Source organism: Gilliamella apicola (assembly GCF_003202655.1).
Taxonomy (GTDB): domain Bacteria; phylum Pseudomonadota; class Gammaproteobacteria; order Enterobacterales; family Orbaceae; genus Gilliamella; species Gilliamella apicola_R.
On sequence record NZ_QGLR01000006.1, the window covers coordinates 16,005 to 37,714 of the forward strand.

16 protein-coding genes, 1 pseudogene and 2 CRISPR repeat arrays are annotated in these 21,710 nt (G+C 37.0%); of the genes and pseudogenes, 12 read left to right on the forward strand and 5 right to left on the reverse strand.

The window, feature by feature from the left end; translation table 11 throughout:
* The first annotated feature begins 413 nt into the window (after positions 1-413).
* The 5 genes and pseudogenes from DKK70_RS02405 (at position 414) to DKK70_RS02425 (ending at position 7,106) form a co-directional block, all read left to right on the forward strand.
* Complete coding sequence (locus DKK70_RS02405; protein ID WP_219999659.1) at positions 414-2,339, forward strand: extracellular solute-binding protein; 1,926 nt, start codon at positions 414-416, stop codon at positions 2,337-2,339.
* A gap of 1 nt (position 2,340) precedes the next feature.
* Positions 2,341-3,429 carry a microcin C ABC transporter permease YejB gene (locus tag DKK70_RS02410; RefSeq protein WP_110432585.1) on the forward strand — a complete coding sequence of 363 codons (1,089 nt, stop codon included), beginning with the start codon at positions 2,341-2,343 and terminating at the stop codon, positions 3,427-3,429.
* Complete coding sequence (locus tag DKK70_RS02415; protein WP_110422604.1) at positions 3,429-4,460, forward strand: ABC transporter permease; 1,032 nt, start codon at positions 3,429-3,431, stop codon at positions 4,458-4,460. Before DKK70_RS02410 ends, DKK70_RS02415 begins: the two co-directional genes overlap by 1 nt.
* A pseudogene (gene yejF, locus DKK70_RS02420) lies at positions 4,457-6,040 on the forward strand (microcin C ABC transporter ATP-binding protein YejF); the annotation flags it as partial. The gene DKK70_RS02415 and the pseudogene yejF, both read left to right, overlap by 4 nt.
* Before the next feature lie 205 nt (positions 6,041-6,245).
* Positions 6,246-7,106: a hypothetical protein gene (locus DKK70_RS02425; protein WP_110432587.1), complete on the forward strand. Its 861-nt coding sequence runs from the start codon at positions 6,246-6,248 to the stop codon at positions 7,104-7,106.
* Positions 7,107-7,172: 66 nt separating this feature from the next.
* On the opposite strand, the gene frdD is transcribed toward DKK70_RS02425, so the two are convergent.
* On the reverse strand, positions 7,173-7,526 hold the full coding sequence (frdD, locus tag DKK70_RS02430; protein WP_110432588.1) for a fumarate reductase subunit FrdD: 354 nt from the start codon (positions 7,524-7,526) through the stop codon (positions 7,173-7,175).
* 14 nt (positions 7,527-7,540) lie between these two features.
* A complete protein-coding gene (locus DKK70_RS02435) occupies positions 7,541-7,975 on the reverse strand; it encodes a hypothetical protein (protein ID WP_110422608.1) in 435 nt (144 codons plus the stop codon).
* 641 nt (positions 7,976-8,616) lie between these two features.
* Between DKK70_RS02435 and casA the strand changes: the two genes are divergently transcribed.
* Genes casA through cas2e form a run of 7 tightly spaced genes read left to right on the forward strand, consistent with a single transcriptional unit; the run spans position 8,617 to position 14,502 of the window.
* Positions 8,617-10,143, forward strand: coding sequence for a type I-E CRISPR-associated protein Cse1/CasA (gene casA / locus DKK70_RS02440; RefSeq protein ID WP_110432589.1), 1,527 nt, complete (start codon positions 8,617-8,619; stop codon positions 10,141-10,143).
* Between the two features lie 20 nt (positions 10,144-10,163).
* Entirely contained in the window at positions 10,164-10,781 is a 618-nt protein-coding gene (gene casB / locus DKK70_RS02445; protein ID WP_110432590.1) for a type I-E CRISPR-associated protein Cse2/CasB, read from the forward strand.
* Positions 10,782-10,786: 5 nt separating this feature from the next.
* Positions 10,787-11,851, forward strand: a complete 1,065-nt coding sequence (cas7e, locus tag DKK70_RS02450) for a type I-E CRISPR-associated protein Cas7/Cse4/CasC (protein WP_065577734.1) — start codon at positions 10,787-10,789, stop codon at positions 11,849-11,851.
* 13 nt (positions 11,852-11,864) lie between these two features.
* Positions 11,865-12,608, forward strand: a complete 744-nt coding sequence (gene cas5e, locus DKK70_RS02455) for a type I-E CRISPR-associated protein Cas5/CasD (protein ID WP_110432591.1) — start codon at positions 11,865-11,867, stop codon at positions 12,606-12,608.
* The gene (gene cas6e / locus DKK70_RS02460; RefSeq protein WP_110432592.1) at positions 12,609-13,277 is read left to right on the forward strand and encodes a type I-E CRISPR-associated protein Cas6/Cse3/CasE; all 669 of its coding nucleotides are present in this window, start codon (positions 12,609-12,611) and stop codon (positions 13,275-13,277) included.
* Between the two features lie 11 nt (positions 13,278-13,288).
* Positions 13,289-14,206, forward strand: a complete 918-nt coding sequence (cas1e, locus tag DKK70_RS02465; RefSeq protein ID WP_086361100.1) for a type I-E CRISPR-associated endonuclease Cas1e — start codon at positions 13,289-13,291, stop codon at positions 14,204-14,206.
* A gap of 2 nt (positions 14,207-14,208) precedes the next feature.
* Entirely contained in the window at positions 14,209-14,502 is a 294-nt protein-coding gene (gene cas2e, locus DKK70_RS02470; protein ID WP_065577731.1) for a type I-E CRISPR-associated endoribonuclease Cas2e, read from the forward strand.
* A gap of 84 nt (positions 14,503-14,586) precedes the next feature.
* Positions 14,587-17,859: a CRISPR direct-repeat array (repeat unit 29 nt; unit sequence GCGTTCCCTGTAGGTACAGGGATATACCG).
* 85 nt (positions 17,860-17,944) lie between these two features.
* A CRISPR array of direct repeats spans positions 17,945-18,644; the repeat unit is 29 nt; unit sequence GCGTTCCCTGTAGGTACAGGGATATACCG.
* A 386-nt stretch (positions 18,645-19,030) separates the two neighbouring features.
* Here cas2e and DKK70_RS02475 read toward each other — a convergent pair.
* The 3 genes from DKK70_RS02475 to DKK70_RS02485 are packed head-to-tail and all read right to left on the reverse strand — an operon-like array spanning position 19,031 to position 21,708.
* Entirely contained in the window at positions 19,031-20,302 is a 1,272-nt protein-coding gene (locus DKK70_RS02475; RefSeq protein ID WP_110432593.1) for a class II D-tagatose-bisphosphate aldolase non-catalytic subunit, read from the reverse strand.
* Between the two features lie 18 nt (positions 20,303-20,320).
* Entirely contained in the window at positions 20,321-21,376 is a 1,056-nt protein-coding gene (locus DKK70_RS02480) for a PTS fructose transporter subunit IIC (RefSeq protein WP_110432594.1), read from the reverse strand.
* A 17-nt stretch (positions 21,377-21,393) separates the two neighbouring features.
* Positions 21,394-21,708 carry a PTS fructose transporter subunit IIB gene (locus DKK70_RS02485; RefSeq protein ID WP_110422618.1) on the reverse strand — a complete coding sequence of 105 codons (315 nt, stop codon included), beginning with the start codon at positions 21,706-21,708 and terminating at the stop codon, positions 21,394-21,396.
* Positions 21,709-21,710: the final 2 nt, after the last annotated feature.

Consider the following 21,710-nt stretch of genomic DNA (forward strand, 5'->3'; position numbering starts at 1 on the left):
TTTAACCGCTAATAGTCAGAAATATTAAGCTGAGCATCGCCATTGAAGGTAAAATAATAAAAGAATATCGACTAAATTGCTAAATTTTTATACAAAAAATCATCTCAATTTTTTTACAATTAATCCTCCCAATTCAAATTCATCACTATAAAATATTTGGTTATTTTTTAAAAAAATAAATCTTAGAATAAATATTGATAACTATTAATGTTATAATTCAGGATTCTTATTAAGTTTATTAATTAGGTTTTGCTCATTCGATTGAAGTTTGGCAAAATAGTTAACTCTCAATATGTTATTTTCAATATTTTAGATAATTTAATTTTTTCTAATAAATCAAGTAAAATCGCAGATTGATAGTTTAATGATAAAACAGGAACTAAACTAGGATGAACAGTCAAAGAAAAATAAATATGAAAAAATTATTCATCTCAAGCTGCTTGGGTGGATTATTCATGACTTCAATGACTGTTTATGCCAAAAAACAACCGAATATTATGTTTCCTAGAGAAGCAACAGTAAAGTCTAGGTTAACCACTGACACCGTTCAACCGATTGAAAGCATTGAACCTAGTCAACCAGTCGAACATATTTACCATAAAACTATTTTTTCGTTGCTAGGTGATCCAAAATATCCTGAAAATTTTGACCATCTAGAATACGTTAATCCTAATGCTCCCAAAGGTGGAATTATCAAACTACATGAAATAGGTACTTTTGATAATTTTAACCGTTTTGCTAGTCGTGGCGCACCGGAACATTATTCGGATTCGTTATATGATTCACTTTTTACCTCAACCGCTGATGATATTTCCAGCTTTTATCCACTGATAGCAACTTCAATTACTTATTCAGATAGTTATCGTTGGGCTGAAGTTTTTATTAATCCAAATGCCCGTTTTCAAGATGGTAAGCCAATAACTGCCCATGATGTGGAATTTACTTTTCATAAATTTATGACTGAAGGTGTTTCACAATATCGAGTTTATAACAAAGGGGTAAATGTTAAAGCGATAGATGACTATCGGGTTAGAGTGGAATTACCGGAAAGCGATCGTGAAAAATTACTCTCTTTTGTCGGTAGTATGCGGGTTATTCCTAAGCATTTTTGGCAAAATCATAATTTCTCTGAGCCATTAAGTACCCCGCCTGTTGGTAGTGGCCCTTATTATATTAGTGATTATAAAATGGGGCAGTATGTCGTTTATAAGCGTAATCCTGATTATTGGGCAAAGGATTTACCTGTTAATAAAGGCTTAGATAATTTTGATGAAAAACGTATTGATTATTATATGGATACGAGTATTGCTTTAGAGGCATTTAAAGCAGGGGAATACGATTTTCGCGGTGAAGGGCAACCGAAAAACTGGTTTACGCAATATCAAGGAAAATATTTTGACGCAAAAGATATTATAAAACAAGAAAAAAACGTGGAAACCGCGGTAAATACTAGATGGTTAGCGTTTAATTTGCAAAAAGATTTTTTTAAAGATGTTAGAGTTAGACAAGCAATAACCTTAGCGTTTGATTTTGAATGGTTAAATCACGCATTTTATTATGATAGTTATAAAAGACCAACTAGCTTTTTTGAAAATACTATTTATGCAGCAAAAGATAAACCGAGTGAGCAAGAGCTCAAATGGTTAATACCTTATAAAGATATTATTCCCGAGCAAGCGTTTGATGAAGCCTATACGGTTGCGAAAAGTGATGGACAAGGGTTTAATCGCAATAACTTATTAACCGCCGCTAAATTATTGCAAGAAGCCGGTTGGATTATTAAAGACGGAAAACTGATTAATGCCCAAAACCAGCAACCTTTTGAATTTGAGCTATTAACTTATCTTGGTGAAGACATCAAATATGCGATACCTTTTCAACAAAATTTAGCGCGTTTAGGTATTACAATGAAAATAACTTCATTAGATTATGCGCAATTAACTCGCAGGATGCGTGAACGTGATTATGATATGATGCCTCGTAATTATAGTGCGGTAAATTATCCCTCTTCCGATTTAATGATTTTATGGGGGAGCGAATATTTAAATTCTTCATATAATGGTTCCGGACTACATAATCAGGCGATTGATTCGATTATTGCTCAAATAGTGAAAAATGTTGGCAATCAAAGTGAATTAATACCACTTGGACGGGCACTCGATCGCATTTTGACCCAAGAATATCCGATGATTCCAATGTGGTATAACAGTAAAACCTATTATGCATATTGGAATAAATTTGGTCAGCCAGCCATACAGCCAAGTTATGCAATAGGCATTGATAGCTGGTGGTATGATGCAGATAAAGCGGCTAGCTTGTCAAAGAATAGAGAACACTAATATGCTCAATTATATTATCCGTCGATTATTGCTGATTATTCCAACCTTGCTAATCATTTTGACGATCAACTTTTTTATCGTGCAAATTGCCCCCGGTGGGCCGGTTGACCAAGCTTTAGCCATGATAGAAAATGGACCAGAGGCTGGGCAGGTATTGTTACCAGGCAGTGAAAGTAGCCCAACAATATTGAAAGAACAAAGAAAAGAATCAAATTATCGTGGGGCGCGTGGTCTAGATCCAGAAATTGTGGCAATGATAGAGAAACAATATGGTTTTGATAAACCGATTTGGGAACGCTATATCAATACGTTGCGACAATATATTCAATTTGATTTTGGTAACAGTTTTTTTAAAAGTGAATCGGTATTAAGTCTAATTGCCAAAAGTTTACCAGTCTCTATTTCATTAGGGTTATGGAGTACATTAATTGTTTATTTAATCTCCATCCCATTAGGGATTCGTAAAGCGGTTAAAGACGGTTCAAGATTTGATTTTTGGTCAAGTACGTTAATTATTATCGGTTATGCAATACCGGCCTTTTTATTAGCCGTGTTATTAATTGTTCTGTTTGCTGGCGGTAGTTATTGGGATATTTTCCCACTTCGAGGGTTGATTTCCAATAATTTTGAACAGTTAGATTTTTGGGGCAAAGTGAAAGATTATGCTTGGCATATTTGCTTACCAACGATTGCCATGGTGGTGAGTGGTTTTGCCACATTAACTATGTTAACCAAAAACTCATTTTTAGATGAAATTCGTAAACAATATGTAGTTACAGCTAGAGCGAAAGGGTTAAGTGAAAGGCAAATTCTCTATAAACATGTTTTCCGTAATGCCACCTTGCTTATTGTATCGGGTTTTCCTGCTGCATTTGTTGGAATTTTATTTACTGGCTCGGTCCTGATTGAGGCCATTTTTTCACTTAAGGGATTAGGGCTTTTAGGTTATGAAGCGATTATTCAGCGTGATTATCCTATAATTTTTGGCACATTATATATATTTACCTTGATAGGACTTATCACCAAACTCTTATCAGATTTATCTTATATGATAATCGATCCACGCATTGACTTTGAGGCTCGCAATTGATGACTACGCACTACTCAATTAATCAGCTACGTTGGCAACGATTTAAACGCAATCGACGTGGATATTTTTCGTTATGGCTATTTTTAATATTATTTATAATCAGCCTGTTCTCTGATTTTATCTTTAATGATCGGCCAATATTGATTAAATATCAAAATAACTATTACTTACCAATCTTTAATTTCTATCCTGAAACCGAATTTGGCGGCGAGTTTCAAACGCAAACTAATTATTTAGATCCTGCCGTGCAGAACAAGATTAAAGATGATGGTTGGATAGTTTGGCCACCATTCCATTATACCTATAATACTTTGATACATGATACATCTAGCACTTTTCCTACTCCGCCATCTAAAACCCATCTGTTAGGTACCACCGATGCTGGTTTTGATGTATTAGCCAATATTGCATACGGTTTTAGAATATCGATGTTTTTTGCTCTTTTTCTGACCTTCTTCACTTCAATTATTGGGGTGTTAATCGGTGCAATTCAAGGTTATTATGGTGGTAAAGTTGACTTGTTGGGGCAACGATTTATTGAGATTTGGAGTGGATTACCCGAGCTGTTTGTGATTATTCTCCTTGCCAGTATCTTACCACTTAATTTTTGGTGGTTATTGGCAATTACAGTGTTATTTGGTTGGATGGCGTTAGTTGGTGTTGTCCGAGCAGAGTTTTTACGCACCCGTAACTTTGATTATATTCGAGCGGCCAAAGCGATGGGGGTAAGCGATAGTAAAATTATACTTCGTCACATGTTACCCAATGCGATGATTGCGACATTAACATTTTTACCATTTATTCTTTGTGGTTCTATTTCAACGCTAACAGCGCTAGATTTTCTAGGATTCGGTTTACCAATTGATTCGCCATCCTTGGGTCGATTGTTACTACAAGGAAAAAATAATTTACAAGCACCTTGGTTAGGTATTAGTTCCTTCTTAGTTATTTCTATATTATTGTCACTGTTAATTTTTATTGGTGAAGCAATTAGAGATGCATTTGATCCAAACAAAGGAGTATATAAATGAGTTCTCCTTTACTATCTATTGTTGATTTAAATATAGCCTTTAAAACCGGTCAACACTTACAAAGTCAAGTTGTGGAAAATATTAGTTTCGATATCAACGAACAAGAAACGGTTGCATTAGTTGGTGAATCTGGGTCCGGTAAAAGTGTTACCGCGCTATCGATATTAAGGCTATTACCAAGAGAGCAGGTAATCTATCCATCTGGCGATATTATTTTTGAGGATAAATCGTTACTACATGCCTCGGAGAAAGAGTTACGTAAAATACGCGGTAACCAGATTAGCATGATATTCCAAGAGCCAATGGTATCACTTAATCCATTGCATACAGTTGAAAAACAACTGTATGAAGTATTATCACTACATCGAGGTATGCGACGCAATGTTGCTCGTAGCGAAATTTTACAATACCTTGATCGTGTTGGTATCAAAGATCCTAAAAGCAAACTCTCCGCTTACCCTCATCAGTTATCTGGTGGTGAAAGACAACGGGTGATGATTGCTATGGCCATTTTAACTCACCCTAAATTATTAATTGCAGATGAACCAACCACCGCTTTAGATGTTTCTGTCCAAGCACAAATTATTGATCTACTCAAAGAACTCAAAAAAGAGCTGAATATGAGTATGTTATTTATCTCACATAATTTGGGCATTGTTAAAAAACTGGCGGATAAAGTGGCGGTTATGCAAAATGGCCAAATTGTTGAATTCAATAATAAACAGCGTATATTCTTGCGTCCGCAACAAGAATATACCCAAACATTGTTGAGTTCTCAACCTAGCGGTGAGCCGGTTCCTTTACCGGATATGCCAGGTATATTGCTTAGTGTTAATCATCTCAATGTCGAAGTTGTCGCACAAAAAAGATTGTTTAGAAGTAAAAAGAAAAAAATTATTGATAACATTAGCTTTACCGTTCATCAAGGTGAAACAGTTGGTATTGTTGGTGAATCCGGTTCAGGTAAAAGTACCACAGCACTTGCAATTTTACGTTTAATTAAATCACAAGGTGATATTTGCTTCGATAGTCATTCTATACAGAATTTATCCGCCAAAAAATTATTACCATTTCGTAGCCGAATTCAAGTTGTGTTTCAAGATCCATATTCATCACTTAACCCACGCTTTAATGTGGAACAAATTATCAGTGAAGGTCTAGAGACTCATAAAAAACTGACTAAAACCGAGCGAGAACAAGCGGTGATTGATATTATGCAAGAGGTCGGTTTAGATCCGCAAATGCGTTTTCGTTACCCGAATGAGTTTTCTGGCGGACAACGACAAAGAATCGCCATCGCAAGAGCTCTAATTCTACAACCAGAATTATTAATTTTAGATGAACCAACTTCGTCATTAGATCATACTATTCAAAAACAGATAATTAATCTGCTTAAATCATTACAAGAGAAACATCACCTTAGTTATCTGTTTATTAGTCATGATCTAGCGTTGGTTTACTCTTTCTGTCATAAAATTATTGTTATGAAAGAAGGTAAAGTTGTTGAGCAAGGTTTACGTGAAAAAATCTACTATACGCCTGAAACCGAATATACCAAAGATTTACTGTCGTTTTTAGATAAACCACCAAGAAAGTCAACTAAAACCTTGATTCATGCTAATATTCTTGAAAAAACACAAAAAACAGAATCTAAACAAAAAGAAGATCAAAAGATCAATTGGGAAGACGCATTATTAATGCGTAAAAAATAAAGGTATAAGGTTATGGCAGAAATATAAGCCATAATTAAAAAATTAATTTAGTAAACGATTTAACAGGTTAATTATGCAAAAGACAATATTCCGACTTTTAACCGCCTCATGTTTATCATTTATTTCAATAAATGTTATGGCGTTGACATGTTCTGACGATCCTGAGCAAAACAAGGTTGCCGCCAATAATTATATTTTCAAAATATTAGATTTTATTGATTCTCAAGCTAAAGGTATAAAACAAGAAGTTAGAACCTCGACAATTACATCGGATACCGGTGCTATTCGTTCAATTGCCAAACATAGTTTAAATTACGATCCCAATGGCTTAATTATTGAAAGCCATTACGACCTTTATTCTGATAAAAATGAAAAACTTTATTTTGAGCATCTGCAAAAAAATGAGTCTGGTTGGCAAAATGTAATTGAAGATATTGAAGATAAAACCAATGGTAAGATTCAATTCAAAATGGATGAACAAGGTCGAATTGTCGCCTCAGAACAGATAAAAAAGGCACCCGATTTTACCTTTATTGAGAACGACAGTTATCAGTTTGATAACAACAATTGTTTGGTTATTAAAGATGTTCAATGGCGGTTAAATGAGTTGAATGCTAATGGAGATGTGATCGGAACAGAGCAAAAAGGAGCTTCGATTTACGCATTTAGTTATCAGAACCATCAATTAGCGAAAGTATCAACCCAATACAGTAATAACACCAGAAATGAAAGTGATTTTTCTTACCAATTTGATACAAACAATCGCTTAAATGTAATTCAATCTACCTATTCAATGGTAGGTAAAGATACATCGAATTATATAACGCAATTTTTAACCTTTAATGAAAAAAATGATTGGCTTAGTGCAACACAAGCAAAACAAAATAGAAAAAACAAACAAACCAATATTATTCGACAAATTACCTATTATTAATCAATCTTAAAATGGCGTTATCAAAAGTGTACTGGATAACGCCAATGAATTATCATCATTCTCGTTTTATCTTACAAATAAAATATAAATTGCATGGGCAGTCCATGCTAATGCTAAACCGTAAGTAAGTAGTTTTTCTCGCTTGGGGTGTATGTTGAATTGATGAAGCAAAGTTAGAATCTGTTGCAATCCATACCAAATCGGTAGTGAAATCATTAAACATAAAAATAGTTTACCTAATTGAGTATTAGCGAGTTTAAGAATGGAAGAACGGGTTATTGCGTCACCAAAAGGAATAATAAACGCAATAATGATTAACACTACTGGCGCAAAAATAGCTGCCCAAAGTCCACCTAAAGCAAATAATCCTTTTGCCACTTTTGAATCAGAGGCTATTGGTTGAGTTTTTTGGTTTTTCATTAATCAAACACCACTTATTTAATAATCGATAATAGTAAGCAATAGGAAAGTAAAAGCGTTACAACACAGAGGCCAATAATTAATAAGTATACCTGCCCCCTTTTATGCGTAGTTTGCTTAAAAACAACTTTAGCTATCAGCCTAAACCAATTAATCGAGTGAAACAAAGCCAGTAATAATGCAATAACATTGATGATAACAGCTAAAGGGCTTTGTAAAAAAAAGATAAAACGATAAAACTCATCTTGCCCCATGGCATTCGTGTACATGCAAATAACCCCATACATCAAAACCATACTGACCCAAATCATGGAAAAAGCGGTTAATTTATCAATGATTGATAAAAATAACCGCTGTTTTGCCGGTAAAGGTGTGAGTTCGGATTGATTTCCGTTTTTAATACTTAGATTATTATTTGCTGGATAATTATCATTATTTTTCTTAATCATAACTTTCTCAATGTGAGTAACACTACTTTGTAATTAACGTTTTAGCGATTAATGTTTAATTTTGTATTATAAACCTTAAGTGATTTAAACCGTCAAATTAAAGTTCTGCATAATATCGGTTTTTAAGGTAATAACACTAGGCAGAAAGTGCGTTGGCTTAACAGCAATAACATTGCAATAGTGATGACTCAAATAATAGAGAGTGTGGATAAAAAACAAAAAATTAAAAAAAGCAACTCAGCTCACATTTTTGAAGAGAGAACTTTGTTAAACTAATTGTAATTTTCTACCCATCCGACTTTGGAATAAAAATCCCCACGAGAGTGGGGAACTAAGTTTAATTATCACTTGCTATTGGTTTATCCCTATTAATATAAGGAATTGAAATGACAAATAGTACCATGATTACAAAATATAAAGATTATTATCAATATGTAATGCTCTACAAAATAAGTGCAATTACCATAAAATCGATAGACTATTGAATTAAGAAATGCAATAGATGATCAAGAAATTTGATCGTTTGTTTTTAACTTTGAAATCAATAAGTCAGTTTCATATCGACTTAAGTAATTTAAACTCAAACCGATAAGCGAAATAATCTCTATTTTACTTATTGCAAACTAAAAAAGGAGTATAAATTGTCTTCTTTATCACTGTTAGACCACGAATGGATTCCTGTTGTTTATTTTGATGGTCATGTTAGTAAAATTAAACCCAGCCAGTTAGTTGACGAAACCATTGCTGATTTAGCCTATTTTAGACCCGATTTTCAAGGTGCGGCTTATCAATTCCTTATTGGTTTACTGCAAACCACCTTTTCCCCTGAAGATAAATATGAATGGTCAGACTATTGGGATGAGGGGATAAGTCAATCGCAGCTTGATAAGGCATTTGAACAAGTTAAACCGGCAATGCAATTTGGTAAAGCTAAACCGGCGTTTATGCAAGACTTTACGCCATTAAATGGTAATAAAGTGCCGATTTCAGGTTTATTGGTTGAAGCACCGGGTGAAAATGCACTCAAGAAAAATACCGACCATTTTATTAAGCGGGATTTTGTTAACGCTATCTGTCCTCATTGTGCGGTTATAGCTCTGTTTACTTTACAAACTAATGCACCTGCCGGTGGGGTAGGGCATCGAGTAAGTTTGCGAGGTGGTGGACCAATTACCACTTTAATCATGCCAGAGTTAAACACCTCAACACCATTATGGAAAAAATTATGGTTAAATGTAATGCCACTGGATGATGACGAAAAACCACAATGCTATGATGAAACTGTCTTCCCATGGTTAAACAAAACCATAACCAGTGAATCGCCAAAAAATTTAAGTGTATTTCCTGAACAAGCTAATTGTTGTCAAGCATTTTGGGGTATGCCTCGTCGCATTGAGCTCGATTTTGAAAATACAACACAAGGCCATTGTGATCTTTGTGGCGAAGAGTCGTCTGAGCTTATTAGCCATTATCAAACTAAAAATTATGGTGTTCAATACCAAAACTGGCGCCATCCTTTATCACCATATCGAACTGATAGCAAAACAAATGCACCCATTGCGATTAAAGGACAACCTGGTGGGTTAATTTACCGCGATTGGCTAGGCATGGTTAGCACTAATGATGAAACCCAATCAGCTCAGGTGGTAGGTGTTCATTATAATCGAGGATTGAAATCTGCTGAAAAATATCACTTGTGGTGCTTTGGATACGATTTTGACAATATGAAGGCACGCTGTTGGTATGAACACACTTTTCCGGTATATCCTGCATTAGCTGATCCTGACAGCGATCTTAAAGAGCTGATTGAACAAGCATTAGAATTTAGCAAAGACGTTTTATCATTACAGCGTAAAGCCTTGACAGCTATCAATAAACAGTCCAGTTCAGTTGATATTGCTTATTGGAAAGAAACAGAAATACCTTTTTACCAATTTGTTAAACAACTTATCAAAGAAAAAGAGAATCCGAATGGGCGTTTTCATCTGTTGTTAGATTGGACAAATACCTTATTAAAATATATTACTCAAATCTATGATAAAGCTGCTTTTTCTGACCCAGATCAACAGATGATAAGTTCCGAAAAAATTACAACCAGAGAAAAATTACTTAAAGATTTTAACAAACTTAGAAATATCAAAAAGATTAAACTTAATAAAACGTCTTGATTGCATGTAGGGAGAACAACATGTCAGACACTATCCAAAAAAAGCTGATGATCTTAAATGATAGCCACAAAAAGATTATCGATGAATGGTTTTCTATGTTGCAGCAACGGCAATGTAAATTTAATGGTATTAATTACAATGGACGAAAATTACGTGCTGAATTACGCCGGGTTTCATTGTCTGAATTAATAATTCTACAGGATGGCTACACGATTTTAGCTAATAAACTTCTTAATAACGACAGTAAATTAGCGCAAACGGATATTCATTATCATGCATTACAGATATTGGTTAATGTGGCTGTTTTTGCAGAGTTAAATAATGATAAGGCACCATTTGCTGCGCAACTGAGTGAAAAAGTAAAAGGCGGAGAACGTAATTATTTATCTAAATTGCGATTTGAACGTCTTCTTAATAGTGAAACCCCAGAAGAATTTTGTCAGCGTTTAATTCGTGCCGTTAAGTTGCGCGGTGAAAAAGGCGTTAATCTAACTTCCCTTGCTGATGGCATCTTTCTATGGATGCAAGAGTGGTATGCTCGTGAACACAACTGGCCAGCTAATACTAATCCGCTTAAACGCTTTTCTACTCGTTGGGCTATGGACTATTTTTCAACTAAAAATAATACTAAGGAATAATCATCATGACTACATTTATTCAATTACATCTATTAACCGCTTATGCACCCTCAAACTTAAACCGTGATGATTTAGGTCGACCAAAAACCGCTAAAATGGGAAATACTGACCGTTTGCGTATTTCGTCACAAAGCTTAAAAAGAGCGTGGCGTACTTCTGACTGTTTTTATCAATCATTAAGTGATCATATTGGTGTTCGTTCACGTCGTTTTGCTCGAGATTGGGTATACAAACCACTGATTGATAATGGTATATCTGAAAAAATAGCTAAAGAAAGTGCAATTAAAATAGCTAATCAGTTTGGTAAAGTCAAAAATGAGAAATCACCAAAAGATCCATTGAGTAATTTAGAAATTGAACAATTGGTACATATTAGTAGCAATGAACAGCAAGCAATTAAACAATTAGTTGATGTACTAATTAGTGAAAAACGCGAACCTAGCGATGATGAAGTTAAATTATTACGTAAAGAAAATAGTAGTATTGATATTGCCTTATTTGGCAGAATGTTAGCTGATAGCCCGGCATTTAATATTGAAGCTGCCTGCCAAGTTTCTCATGCATTAGGCGTAAGTACGGTAACCATTGAGGATGATTTTTTTACTGCTGTTGATGATTTAAATAATAATGATGTTGATGCTGGTTCAGCGCATTTGGGCGAACGTGGATTTGCTTCGGCGCTGTTTTATACTTATGTATGTATCAGCCGAGATTTACTTCTCGAAAATTTAAATGGTGATGAAGCATTGGTTGAAAAAACCTTAAAAGCTTTAACTGAATCAGCCGCCAAAGTTGCACCAACAGGGATGCAAAATAGTTTTGCTTCACGAGCATATACTTCCTATCTTTTAATAGAAAAAGGAAGTCAACAACCGCGCTCTTTAGCGGTAGCTTATTTTAATCCAATTCGTAGTCAAGATATGGTAAATGATGCTATTAGTCGTTTGGAAGAGCAACGAGATAAATTTGATAAAGTTTATGGTCAATGTGCTGATAGTCGCTATGTTCTCAATAGTGAAACTGGAGAAGGAACCCTTAGTGCTGCATTAGATTTTGTTGCGCAAAAATAGGGGGGCGGACAAGATGATCAACCATCTTATTTTTCAGATTTATGCCCCATTTACCTCTTGGGGCGAACCTGCTGTTGGCGAAATTCGCCACAGCAATATTATTCCCTCTCGCTCTGCTTTATTGGGATTAGTTTCGGCTGCACTCGGCATTCGTCGTGATGATGATCAGATTGATCATTTTAATCAGCATTATCATTTTGCGATTCGTCCTTTTATTGCTAACAATAGTTGGTTTCGAGATTTTCATACCGTCCAAGCTCCTCGGGCTAATAAAAAGCAAGTCTGGTATACACGCTTTGATGAAATACGACAAAACCCTCTTGAACTAGAGACGTTATTATCACAGCGTGAATATTATAATGACGTTTATTATCAAATAGTCATGACTGAGACTGAGAATGCACCTTATAGTTTAGAGCAAATTCAGCAAGCATTACTTAAACCTGTTTTTCCCTTATACGCAGGAAGAAAAAACTCACCTTTATCGTTACCGTTATCGCCTATCTTATATCAAGGAACATTGCGTGAGGCTTTTAGTTTTGCCGATAAACACTATCAAGAGTGTCATCGTCAAGATCCGGTTATTGATAAACTATTAAAAGGTATTGCTGATGAATATTATTGGGAACAGGCCAATCAAGAAGATCACTTTGAGGTAATTAAAATTCAGCGTCGTCAAGATCAACCAATAAGCCGTCACCGTTGGCAATTTAATGATCGTCAGCAGTTTTCCGGCCATTTGAAAGGGAGTGAATAGATGTATTTTTCTCGAGTTACTTTAAAATTAAATCGACTTCCTTATGTTATGCAACAGAAAATGCAAAATTCTGGGCCTTATGCTATTCATCAATGGTTATGGCAACTCTTTCCTAATCAAGAAAAACGTTGCTTTTTATTTCGTGAAGAGAGAATTGGCAAAGGCTATCAATACTATCTATTATCGGAAATAGCACCGCTAACCAATCATGAGCTATTTTTAGTAGAAACTAAACCATACCAGCCAAAATTAACCGTTGGTATGAAATTGATTTTTTCCCTGCGAGCAAATCCAGTGGTGTTTAAAAATGGTAAGCGTAGTGATGTGATGATGAATGCTAAATATCTGGCTAAACAACAAGGTTTAGATAATGAGATAAAAATTCGTCAGAATGAAGCTGCCATAAATTGGTTAATTAAACAGAGTGAATCCAGAGGATTTTCATTATCAACAACTGATGGACAACAACTGGATTGCACAGTAATTAATTATACCCAAGAGCAATTTATTAAAAAAAGCAATCTTAAACCCATTACTTATAGCAGTGTTGATTATCAAGGGGTGTTAACCGTAATGGATGTTGACTTATTTTTAAATACCATCTATCAAGGAGTTGGTAAAAGTAAAGGATTTGGTTGTGGTTTATTTTTGCTAAAACATTATCAATAGGATAAGCGATAATGGTTTATGTTCCCCTTAATCCGATTCCTTTAAAAAATAGAACGTCAATGATTTTTTTGCAATATGGACAAATTGACGTTCTAGATGGAGCCTTTGTATTAATTGATAAAACCGGCATCAGAACGCATATTCCAGTGGGCTCGATAGCTTGCATAATGTTAGAACCCGGAACTAGAGTTTCTCATGCCGCTATCAAACTAGCGGCAACGGTTGGCACTTTGCTCGTTTGGGTCGGTGAAGCTGGCGTCAGAATGTATTCATCGGGTCAACCAGGTGGGGCAAGATCAGATAAACTACTTTATCAAGCTAAATTGGCTTTAGATGATGATTTACGTTTAAAAGTGGTCAAAAAAATGTTTGAGTTACGATTTGGTGAACCGGCACCGAGTCGTCGCTCTATTGAACAGTTACGAGGCATTGAAGGATCGCGAGTACGTGAAACTTATTCATTACTGGCTAAACGTTATCATGTTAAATGGCATGGAAGAAAATACGATCCCAAAGATTGGCAAAAAGGAGATACGGTTAATCAATGTATAAGTGCTGCCACGTCTTGCTTATATGGCATCACCGAAGCAGCTGTTTTGGCTGCTGGCTATGCTCCAGCAATCGGATTTGTGCATAGTGGAAAACCACTCTCATTTGTTTATGATATTGCTGATATTATTAAATTTGATACCGTTGTTCCTAAAGCTTTTGAAATAGCTGCAAAAAACAAAGCTGATCCCGATCGGGAAGTTCGTGTGGCCTGCCGTGAAATTTTTAGAAGCCAAAAAACATTAGCAATATTAATTCCGCTTATCGAAGAAGTTTTATCTGCTGGTGGAATTGAACCGCCCCCAGCTCCAGATGATGCCCAACCACCAGCTATCCCAGAACCTCAATCTCTTGCTGACAGTGGCTTTAGGAGTCGCTAAAAATGAGTATGTGTGTTGTAGTAACTGAAAATGTCCCGCCTAGGTTACGAGGTCGTTTAGCAATTTGGTTACTTGAAATTAGAGCCGGGGTTTATATCGGTGATATATCAAGACCAATAAGAGAAATGCTATGGCAACAAATCACTAAACTTGCTGAGGAAGGCAATGTTGTCCTTGCTTGGGCGACTAATACTGAGTCAGGATTTGACTTCCAAACTTATGGCGCAAATAGAAGGGTTCCGGTAGATTTAGATGGACTAAGGTTGGTCTCTTTTTTACCTATTGAAAATCAATAGGTTAATGTTCTTTAAAAATTAGAAAAATTTGGTAGATTTTAACTAACTAAAAAATATTATATAAAACAAATATCTATATTTAGAGAGTTCCCTGTGGGTACAGGGATATACCGCAAATATAATGGGTCGTAGTGGTTTAACTATTGAGTTCCCTGTGGGTACAGGGATATACCGTTAACAGTACCATGTGCAACATCTACATTGTAAGAGTTCCCTGTGGGTACAGGGATATACCGCAGTTTCTTGTAGTGATGAATAATCATCATAGGAGTTCCCTGTGGGTACAGGGATATACCGTTGAATTGGGTTGAGTTTAGCCACGTGCCTGTGAGTTCCCTGTGGGTACAGGGATATACCGATTTAGTTGAATTTTTATTATCATTAAATGTTGAGTTCCCTGTGGGTACAGGGATATACCGGTAGACATGGTATTACTGCGCTTCATCTTTTAGAGTTCCCTGTGGGTACAGGGATATACCGCTCTATGATTGCCATCTTTCTACTATCCCCAAGAGTTCCCTGTGGGTACAGGGATATACCGGCTTTGGCGATTTCTTTTGGCGTGTAACGTTTGAGTTCCCTGTGGGTACAGGGATATACCGTTCTTGCCGTTCAATTCACTGGCTTTTGCCTGGAGTTCCCTGTGGGTACAGGGATATACCGTATTTAAAAAATGTGTTTCTTTTCCAGTCGTTGAGTTCCCTGTGGGTACAGGGATATACCGTATTCGTTAAGAAAAATAGCAATCGATATTTAGAGTTCCCTGTGGGTACAGGGATATACCGTCAATATATCGCTTGAACGATTTAAATCCAAAGAGTTCCCTGTGGGTACAGGGATATACCGATACTGATACTTCTTTGATTAATGTATGTGAAGAGTTCCCTGTGGGTACAGGGATATACCGCATCAGTTGAATCTTTAAATCCAATAGGGGCAGAGTTCCCTGTGGGTACAGGGATATACCGCGTACGGCAATTTACCGATAAAAGTTAACGACGAGTTCCCTGTGGGTACAGGGATATACCGTAAAAATAGAATATGGTAGTTACAAACCTGATGAGTTCCCTGTGGGTACAGGGATATACCGCGTCACCTCAGATGATAAAATCACGGTTAATGGAGTTCCCTGTGGGTACAGGGATATACCGCACCTCCATCCATCCAATTGTTTTTATCTGGAGAGTTCCCTGTGGGTACAGGGATATACCGCGAACAGTCTAAGCAGGCAATTTATGCCGATAGAGTTCCCTGTGGGTACAGGGATATACCGGTTGAGGGCGTTTTAAATATTGATGAATTTGAGAGTTCCCTGTGGGTACAGGGATATACCGCGTCCCACCGACGAACTCTTTCTGATAAATAGGAGTTCCCTGTGGGTACAGGGATATACCGCACATTTTGTTTTCTAATTTTTTCGTGATATTGAGTTCCCTGTGGGTACAGGGATATACCGTTTCGTTACCCGAATCTACATTCATAATTCTCGAGTTCCCTGTGGGTACAGGGATATACCGCCGGATTACCTGTTTTCCTAAATGGCGTATCGGAGTTCCCTGTGGGTACAGGGATATACCGGTTAAAGGAAAAATTAACACCATTACGGCTAGGCGTTCCCTGTAGGTACAGGGATATACCGCTTATTCGCAAATTTCCCTAACGCTTTTGTCAGCGTTCCCTGTAGGTACAGGGATATACCGAATCGCTCATACGCACCGCGGGGCCTTGCGGTGCGTTCCCTGTAGGTACAGGGATATACCGAATATGAAGGAAAAGAGGAATATGAAACAAATGCGTTCCCTGTAGGTACAGGGATATACCGTATTTACAGGGGTTAGATAAAAGTAATGGTACGCGTTCCCTGTAGGTACAGGGATATACCGTCAATTTTGACATTCCAAGATTTGCGCAAGTCGCGTTCCCTGTAGGTACAGGGATATACCGTTTACATTAAAGGGGAATTGCAAAATAATAACGCGTTCCCTGTAGGTACAGGGATATACCGTACAACCAATGGTGGAATTGTTGTTGTATTAAGCGTTCCCTGTAGGTACAGGGATATACCGAAAAACTAGCGATTTGTATGACTTTGTATCCGGCGTTCCCTGTAGGTACAGGGATATACCGTCGTAGGGCTTGCTGAGCAGTATTGCCGGTGGGCGTTCCCTGTAGGTACAGGGATATACCGAGGTATGCAAGGTGCTAATTTAAATGTTGTTAGCGTTCCCTGTAGGTACAGGGATATACCGGGACAATTGTTTTCGAAAATACCGATATTATCGCGTTCCCTGTAGGTACAGGGATATACCGTGAAATGTTAAAAATTAATACAAACGGCGGTAGCGTTCCCTGTAGGTACAGGGATATACCGAATTCCATTTCATTGCTCATCCATTAAATTTTGCGTTCCCTGTAGGTACAGGGATATACCGAAATTAAACAAGCCATACAGTCAGTTGATTGGGCGTTCCCTGTAGGTACAGGGATATACCGTGCGAACTCCGTAAAAAAAGGATTACCTTGAAGCGTTCCCTGTAGGTACAGGGATATACCGATAATGCAAGCGATAATTATAATCCCGCGTTAGCGTTCCCTGTAGGTACAGGGATATACCGAGATATAACCGATTTTACATTTCCACCGCAAGGCGTTCCCTGTAGGTACAGGGATATACCGTTGCGTTTATTGCCAGCAGTAAATATATTCGTGCGTTCCCTGTAGGTACAGGGATATACCGGATTATTGGTATTTTGAATATCGTAGACCTTTAGCGTTCCCTGTAGGTACAGGGATATACCGGATTATTGGTATTTTGAATATCGTAGACCTTTAGCGTTCCCTGTAGGTACAGGGATATACCGGTCTTGTTTTCCAAATTGAAAAAGAAGCGAACGCGTTCCCTGTAGGTACAGGGATATACCGCAGACAAGTTTTGTAATTCCTGTTCATCAAAAGCGTTCCCTGTAGGTACAGGGATATACCGATCATAAATTTCAGTATAAGAAGACCATATGGGCGTTCCCTGTAGGTACAGGGATATACCGTTAACAATGTTTGAATGTGAACACTGTTTAAAGCGTTCCCTGTAGGTACAGGGATATACCGCTAAAACACAAGACGGCTCAACCTATACTTCTGCGTTCCCTGTAGGTACAGGGATATACCGTGTTTAATATAAAACAAAAAATATTGAACTGGGCGTTCCCTGTAGGTACAGGGATATACCGAATATTATTCTTTAATTTATCTTTGCGTCTATGCGTTCCCTGTTCCCTGTAGGTACAGGGATATACCGTCATTTTAGGCGTTTATTCAACTGATGAATTAGCGTTCCCTGTAGGTACAGGGATATACCGGATTTATCTGCCACTGAGTCATCTTCAAACTCGCGTGGGTACAGGGATATACCGCGGACATCAGTAATTCGCGGTAATCATTAACAGCGTTCCCTGTGGGTACAGGGATATACCGGTTTATTCAGCTAGTGAATGGCGTCAATTTAGGCGTTCCCTGTGGGTACAGGGATATACCGTTTGATATCGATGCACCGCAGTATTTACTCGAGAGTTCCCTGTAGGTACAGGGATATACCGGTAAAATTACTGTTGAGTTTGAATATTTTGAAGCGTTCCCTGTAGGTACAGGGATATACCGAGTTTCTGGGGTAAATAGCGGAGCTGAATTTGGCGTTCCCTGTAGGTACAGGGATATACCGCCTTCGATAACCAGCATATAATCATTAGTGATGCGTTCCCTGTGGGTACAGGGATATACCGCTCGAAACCGCTGTTCTATGGGTCGTATTGTAGCGTTCCCTGTGGGTACAGGGATATACCGTTGTATTGTTCATCATATGCAATTTCATCGTCGCGTTCCCTGTGAGTACAGGGATATACCGCCTGATAACTATAACAGCAAGAATGCTGTTGAGCGTTCCCTGTGGGTACAGGGATATACCGAACCAGCTTTAGCAAATTTTCATCATAATCACGCGTTCCCTGTGGGTACAGGGATATACCGCAGATGATTTTGGGTATTGCGTAATGACTGAGGCGTTCCCTGTGGGTACAGGGATATACCGTATAATGATTTAAAGAAAAGAATCGTCAATATGAGTTCCCTGTAGGCACAGGGATATACCGTGCGTGGTGGAGAGGCTTTAGATCTATTTGTTGGAGTTCCCTATAGCTATAGAACTATAGCGGTCTATACGCCTTAATGTGTTTTACATAATTTTGATTAAATGATTTATAAATTTAGCTGTATATCTAAATATTTTTTTCAATAATTATCCAACGGTAATAGCATGTTCTTTAAAAAGAGGGGGATTGGTAAACTTTATTTACTATAAGAAATATATGGATAATTTTTAGTTGAGCTAAAATAATTATTAAAAATGTTTTAGTGTGTATGATGTGTTTTACACACTAAAACGCTTAATATTTAACACTGCCTACTTTTACCATTGATTTTATAAACCCACTATAATCGCGGTGTGTTTATTGGTTTTTATAATAGTTGAGTGGAGTTATGCTAACACTCGTCTAATACGAGAGGTTACACCTTTTAAGTTATAAGATTCAGCATAATCACGTATTGGTCTTTTTATGTAATCAATCACATATCGTTGACCATCAATATGATTATTTTTCAAATTAGCATACATCTTTTCAATTTCTGCTTTGACTTCATTATCATTGAAAGTATAGTGACCTGCGATATCAAGTATTTCATCAGCTAAAATAGGATCACTGGTTATTTGGGCAATGGTTAAATTCTTTTGCTCGCCAACCATCCATTTTCTCCAACGTTCACATTTGATTGCATGCTCTAATAATACTTCTCTAACGGCTGAAGCTTTTTCTATTAAACCTTGCTCTTTTAATCGTTGTTCAACCTTAGCTAGATTTAAGTAAGCTCGTGTCTCTTGTGTACCATATTGTGGCGCTACATTTGATGCTGCTATATTTGAAGGAATGTGTTCTAATAATGTTACGTCATCGAAGTAATCACCATTATGTTCCTTTAATCCCACTCCATATTGTTTAGCCATAACTGCTAAGCTGAGTGCATTTTTAAAGTTGAATGTACCAATTTGTTCGGTTTTTCTGGTTAAAGTTCCGGTTTGGCCGACAATAAAGGTTGGCATTGGCAAATTACGTTTGTTTAGTTCTTCTTTAAGTTTTAGGATAAATTTTTCATAAGTTTCTGTTGAAGTTAAGCCACCATTTGTCTCTTCTGTTCCAACTTCATAGCCAATTTCTGGTAAGTTTCTAGCGATTCTTTGTTGTTCACAAAACTCAATTAAATCGACAGTTCGTTCTAAAACGGTTTCTAGTGGGATGACTTTACCAACTTCAATTGGATCTTTAGTTGGGTCAATCATTAATAAATCAAAACCTGCCTCGATATCTGCAATATATGATTTTTTACCTAATTCCATCGCTTCATCAACAGCAAGATGATCATTTCGTTCTTTATCTCTTTGCCATGGACCGCCATGATCTCGGCAAATATAACATAAGTTATCATAATTGATTGAAGCGGCGACATCCTTTACTGCTTTTACAAATGTGAATTGATTCCAATTATTAACATATCCACCACCAAGTTCGTCGGCATCGACTTGATTACGACTAGCAATAAACATTATCGGATAGTCATCTTCTTTCGATAATTCTAATGCGGCTTGTACACAGTTTTTTGACATTGGGCCTATACCTAAAATTACAGCACTTTCTCCTGTGTCTTGTAATTTTAATAGACCATCAACTAATTTTTTGATCGGTAATTTGTTCATTTTATTTCTCCATTTAACTTAAACGTTGCTATCTGTTTGCTCTATATTTGGTTTGGTAAAGTGTAAAATTAAGACAGAGATTGCTACTCCAATAAACATAGAAAGGAAGAACCAAAGTTTGCCATTTACTGCCGGTAAGACGATTAAACCACCATGAGGAACAAGTGTTTCAACACCATTCATCATGCCTAAAGCGCCACCTACTGCACTACCAATGATAATTGCCGGTAATACTCGTTTCATGTCTCTTGCGGCAAAAGGAATTGCTCCTTCGGTAATACCGATGAGTCCCATAAAGAAAGCTGGGAATCCAAGATCACGCTCCTCAGCACTATATTTTTTGCGATCAATAAATACTGATATCGCCATAGCTAATGGCGGGATTGCCACGGCAATTCGGTGTGCACCATTAGGTCCATAAATACCTTCTGCCATTAAAAATAGTGTGAATGCAGTTGCTGTTTTATTTATTGGGCCACCCATGTCTACCGCAGTCATTGCCCCGATAATTAATCCTAATAAGATGGCACTACTACCTTGTAAGCTACTTAAAAAACTAACCAACCAATTCATCGCAAAACCAATTGGTTGGGCAACTACATAGATGTAAAACATACCTAATACGAAGGTAACAAAAATCGGTATAATTAAAATTGGCATGATTGTTCTGATGGTTGCTGGAACTTTCCAAGTTTTACACCAACAAACAAGGTAGCCAGAAGCGACACCCAATATCATGGCACCTAAAAATCCGGTTTTTATCGCTTCATCTCCGACCGGGGTATTTGCTAAATAACCTAATATCATGCCTGGTACAATTCCTGGTTTACCCGCTAATGAGTACGCAATATAACCAGATAATAGGGGAATCATCATAGTGAAACCAATTACCCCAAGATCATTCAGATTCTTCATGAATTTGTTGGTTATCTGCATACCATTTTGACCAGCTTCGCCACTCGATAGGGCTATGGCTAAAAATATCCCGCCAACTACAACTGCCGGCAACATAAACGAAACACCGGTGTTAAATGCTTTTTGAATATCTTTTAATATAAGATTAACTTTTGACATAGATTGCCTCCTATGCTTTATAATTGTTCCGCTTGATCTACAAATTTACCCGGATCTTTAATTACCAAACTGGGGTTTGCTTCAATAACTTTGCCGTTGTCACGTTTTTCATCAAAACGTTCCTCGCCATCAATACCAATGCCGATAGCTAAAATGACGACATCCGCAGCATCAATTTCTTCTTGACTTAATTTATTCTCAGTTCCCATACTACCTTGTGTCTCAACCTTTATTTGATGGCCGCGTTTTTTACATTCGCGTTCAATTGCTTCTTGCGACATATAGGTATGTGCGATCCCAGTTGGACAAGCTGTCACTGCAACAATTTTCATGA

Bases quoted from the DNA above. Each gene is read 5' to 3' on its own strand.
- DKK70_RS02405 (WP_219999659.1), top strand. From the start codon at position 414: ATGAAAAAATTATTCATCTCAAGCTGCTTGGGTGGATTATTCATGACT.
- DKK70_RS02410 (WP_110432585.1), top strand. From the start codon at position 2,341: ATGCTCAATTATATTATCCGTCGATTATTGCTGATTATTCCAACCTTG.
- DKK70_RS02415 (WP_110422604.1), top strand. From the start codon at position 3,429: ATGACTACGCACTACTCAATTAATCAGCTACGTTGGCAACGATTTAAA.
- DKK70_RS02425 (WP_110432587.1), top strand. From the start codon at position 6,246: ATGCAAAAGACAATATTCCGACTTTTAACCGCCTCATGTTTATCATTT.
- frdD (WP_110432588.1), bottom strand. From the start codon at position 7,526: ATGAAAAACCAAAAAACTCAACCAATAGCCTCTGATTCAAAAGTGGCA.
- DKK70_RS02435 (WP_110422608.1), bottom strand. From the start codon at position 7,975: ATGATTAAGAAAAATAATGATAATTATCCAGCAAATAATAATCTAAGT.
- casB (WP_110432590.1), top strand. From the start codon at position 10,164: ATGTCAGACACTATCCAAAAAAAGCTGATGATCTTAAATGATAGCCAC.
- cas7e (WP_065577734.1), top strand. From the start codon at position 10,787: ATGACTACATTTATTCAATTACATCTATTAACCGCTTATGCACCCTCA.
- cas5e (WP_110432591.1), top strand. From the start codon at position 11,865: ATGATCAACCATCTTATTTTTCAGATTTATGCCCCATTTACCTCTTGG.
- cas6e (WP_110432592.1), top strand. From the start codon at position 12,609: ATGTATTTTTCTCGAGTTACTTTAAAATTAAATCGACTTCCTTATGTT.
- cas1e (WP_086361100.1), top strand. From the start codon at position 13,289: ATGGTTTATGTTCCCCTTAATCCGATTCCTTTAAAAAATAGAACGTCA.
- cas2e (WP_065577731.1), top strand. From the start codon at position 14,209: ATGAGTATGTGTGTTGTAGTAACTGAAAATGTCCCGCCTAGGTTACGA.
- DKK70_RS02475 (WP_110432593.1), bottom strand. From the start codon at position 20,302: ATGAACAAATTACCGATCAAAAAATTAGTTGATGGTCTATTAAAATTA.
- DKK70_RS02480 (WP_110432594.1), bottom strand. From the start codon at position 21,376: ATGTCAAAAGTTAATCTTATATTAAAAGATATTCAAAAAGCATTTAAC.
- DKK70_RS02485 (WP_110422618.1), bottom strand. From the start codon at position 21,708: ATGAAAATTGTTGCAGTGACAGCTTGTCCAACTGGGATCGCACATACC.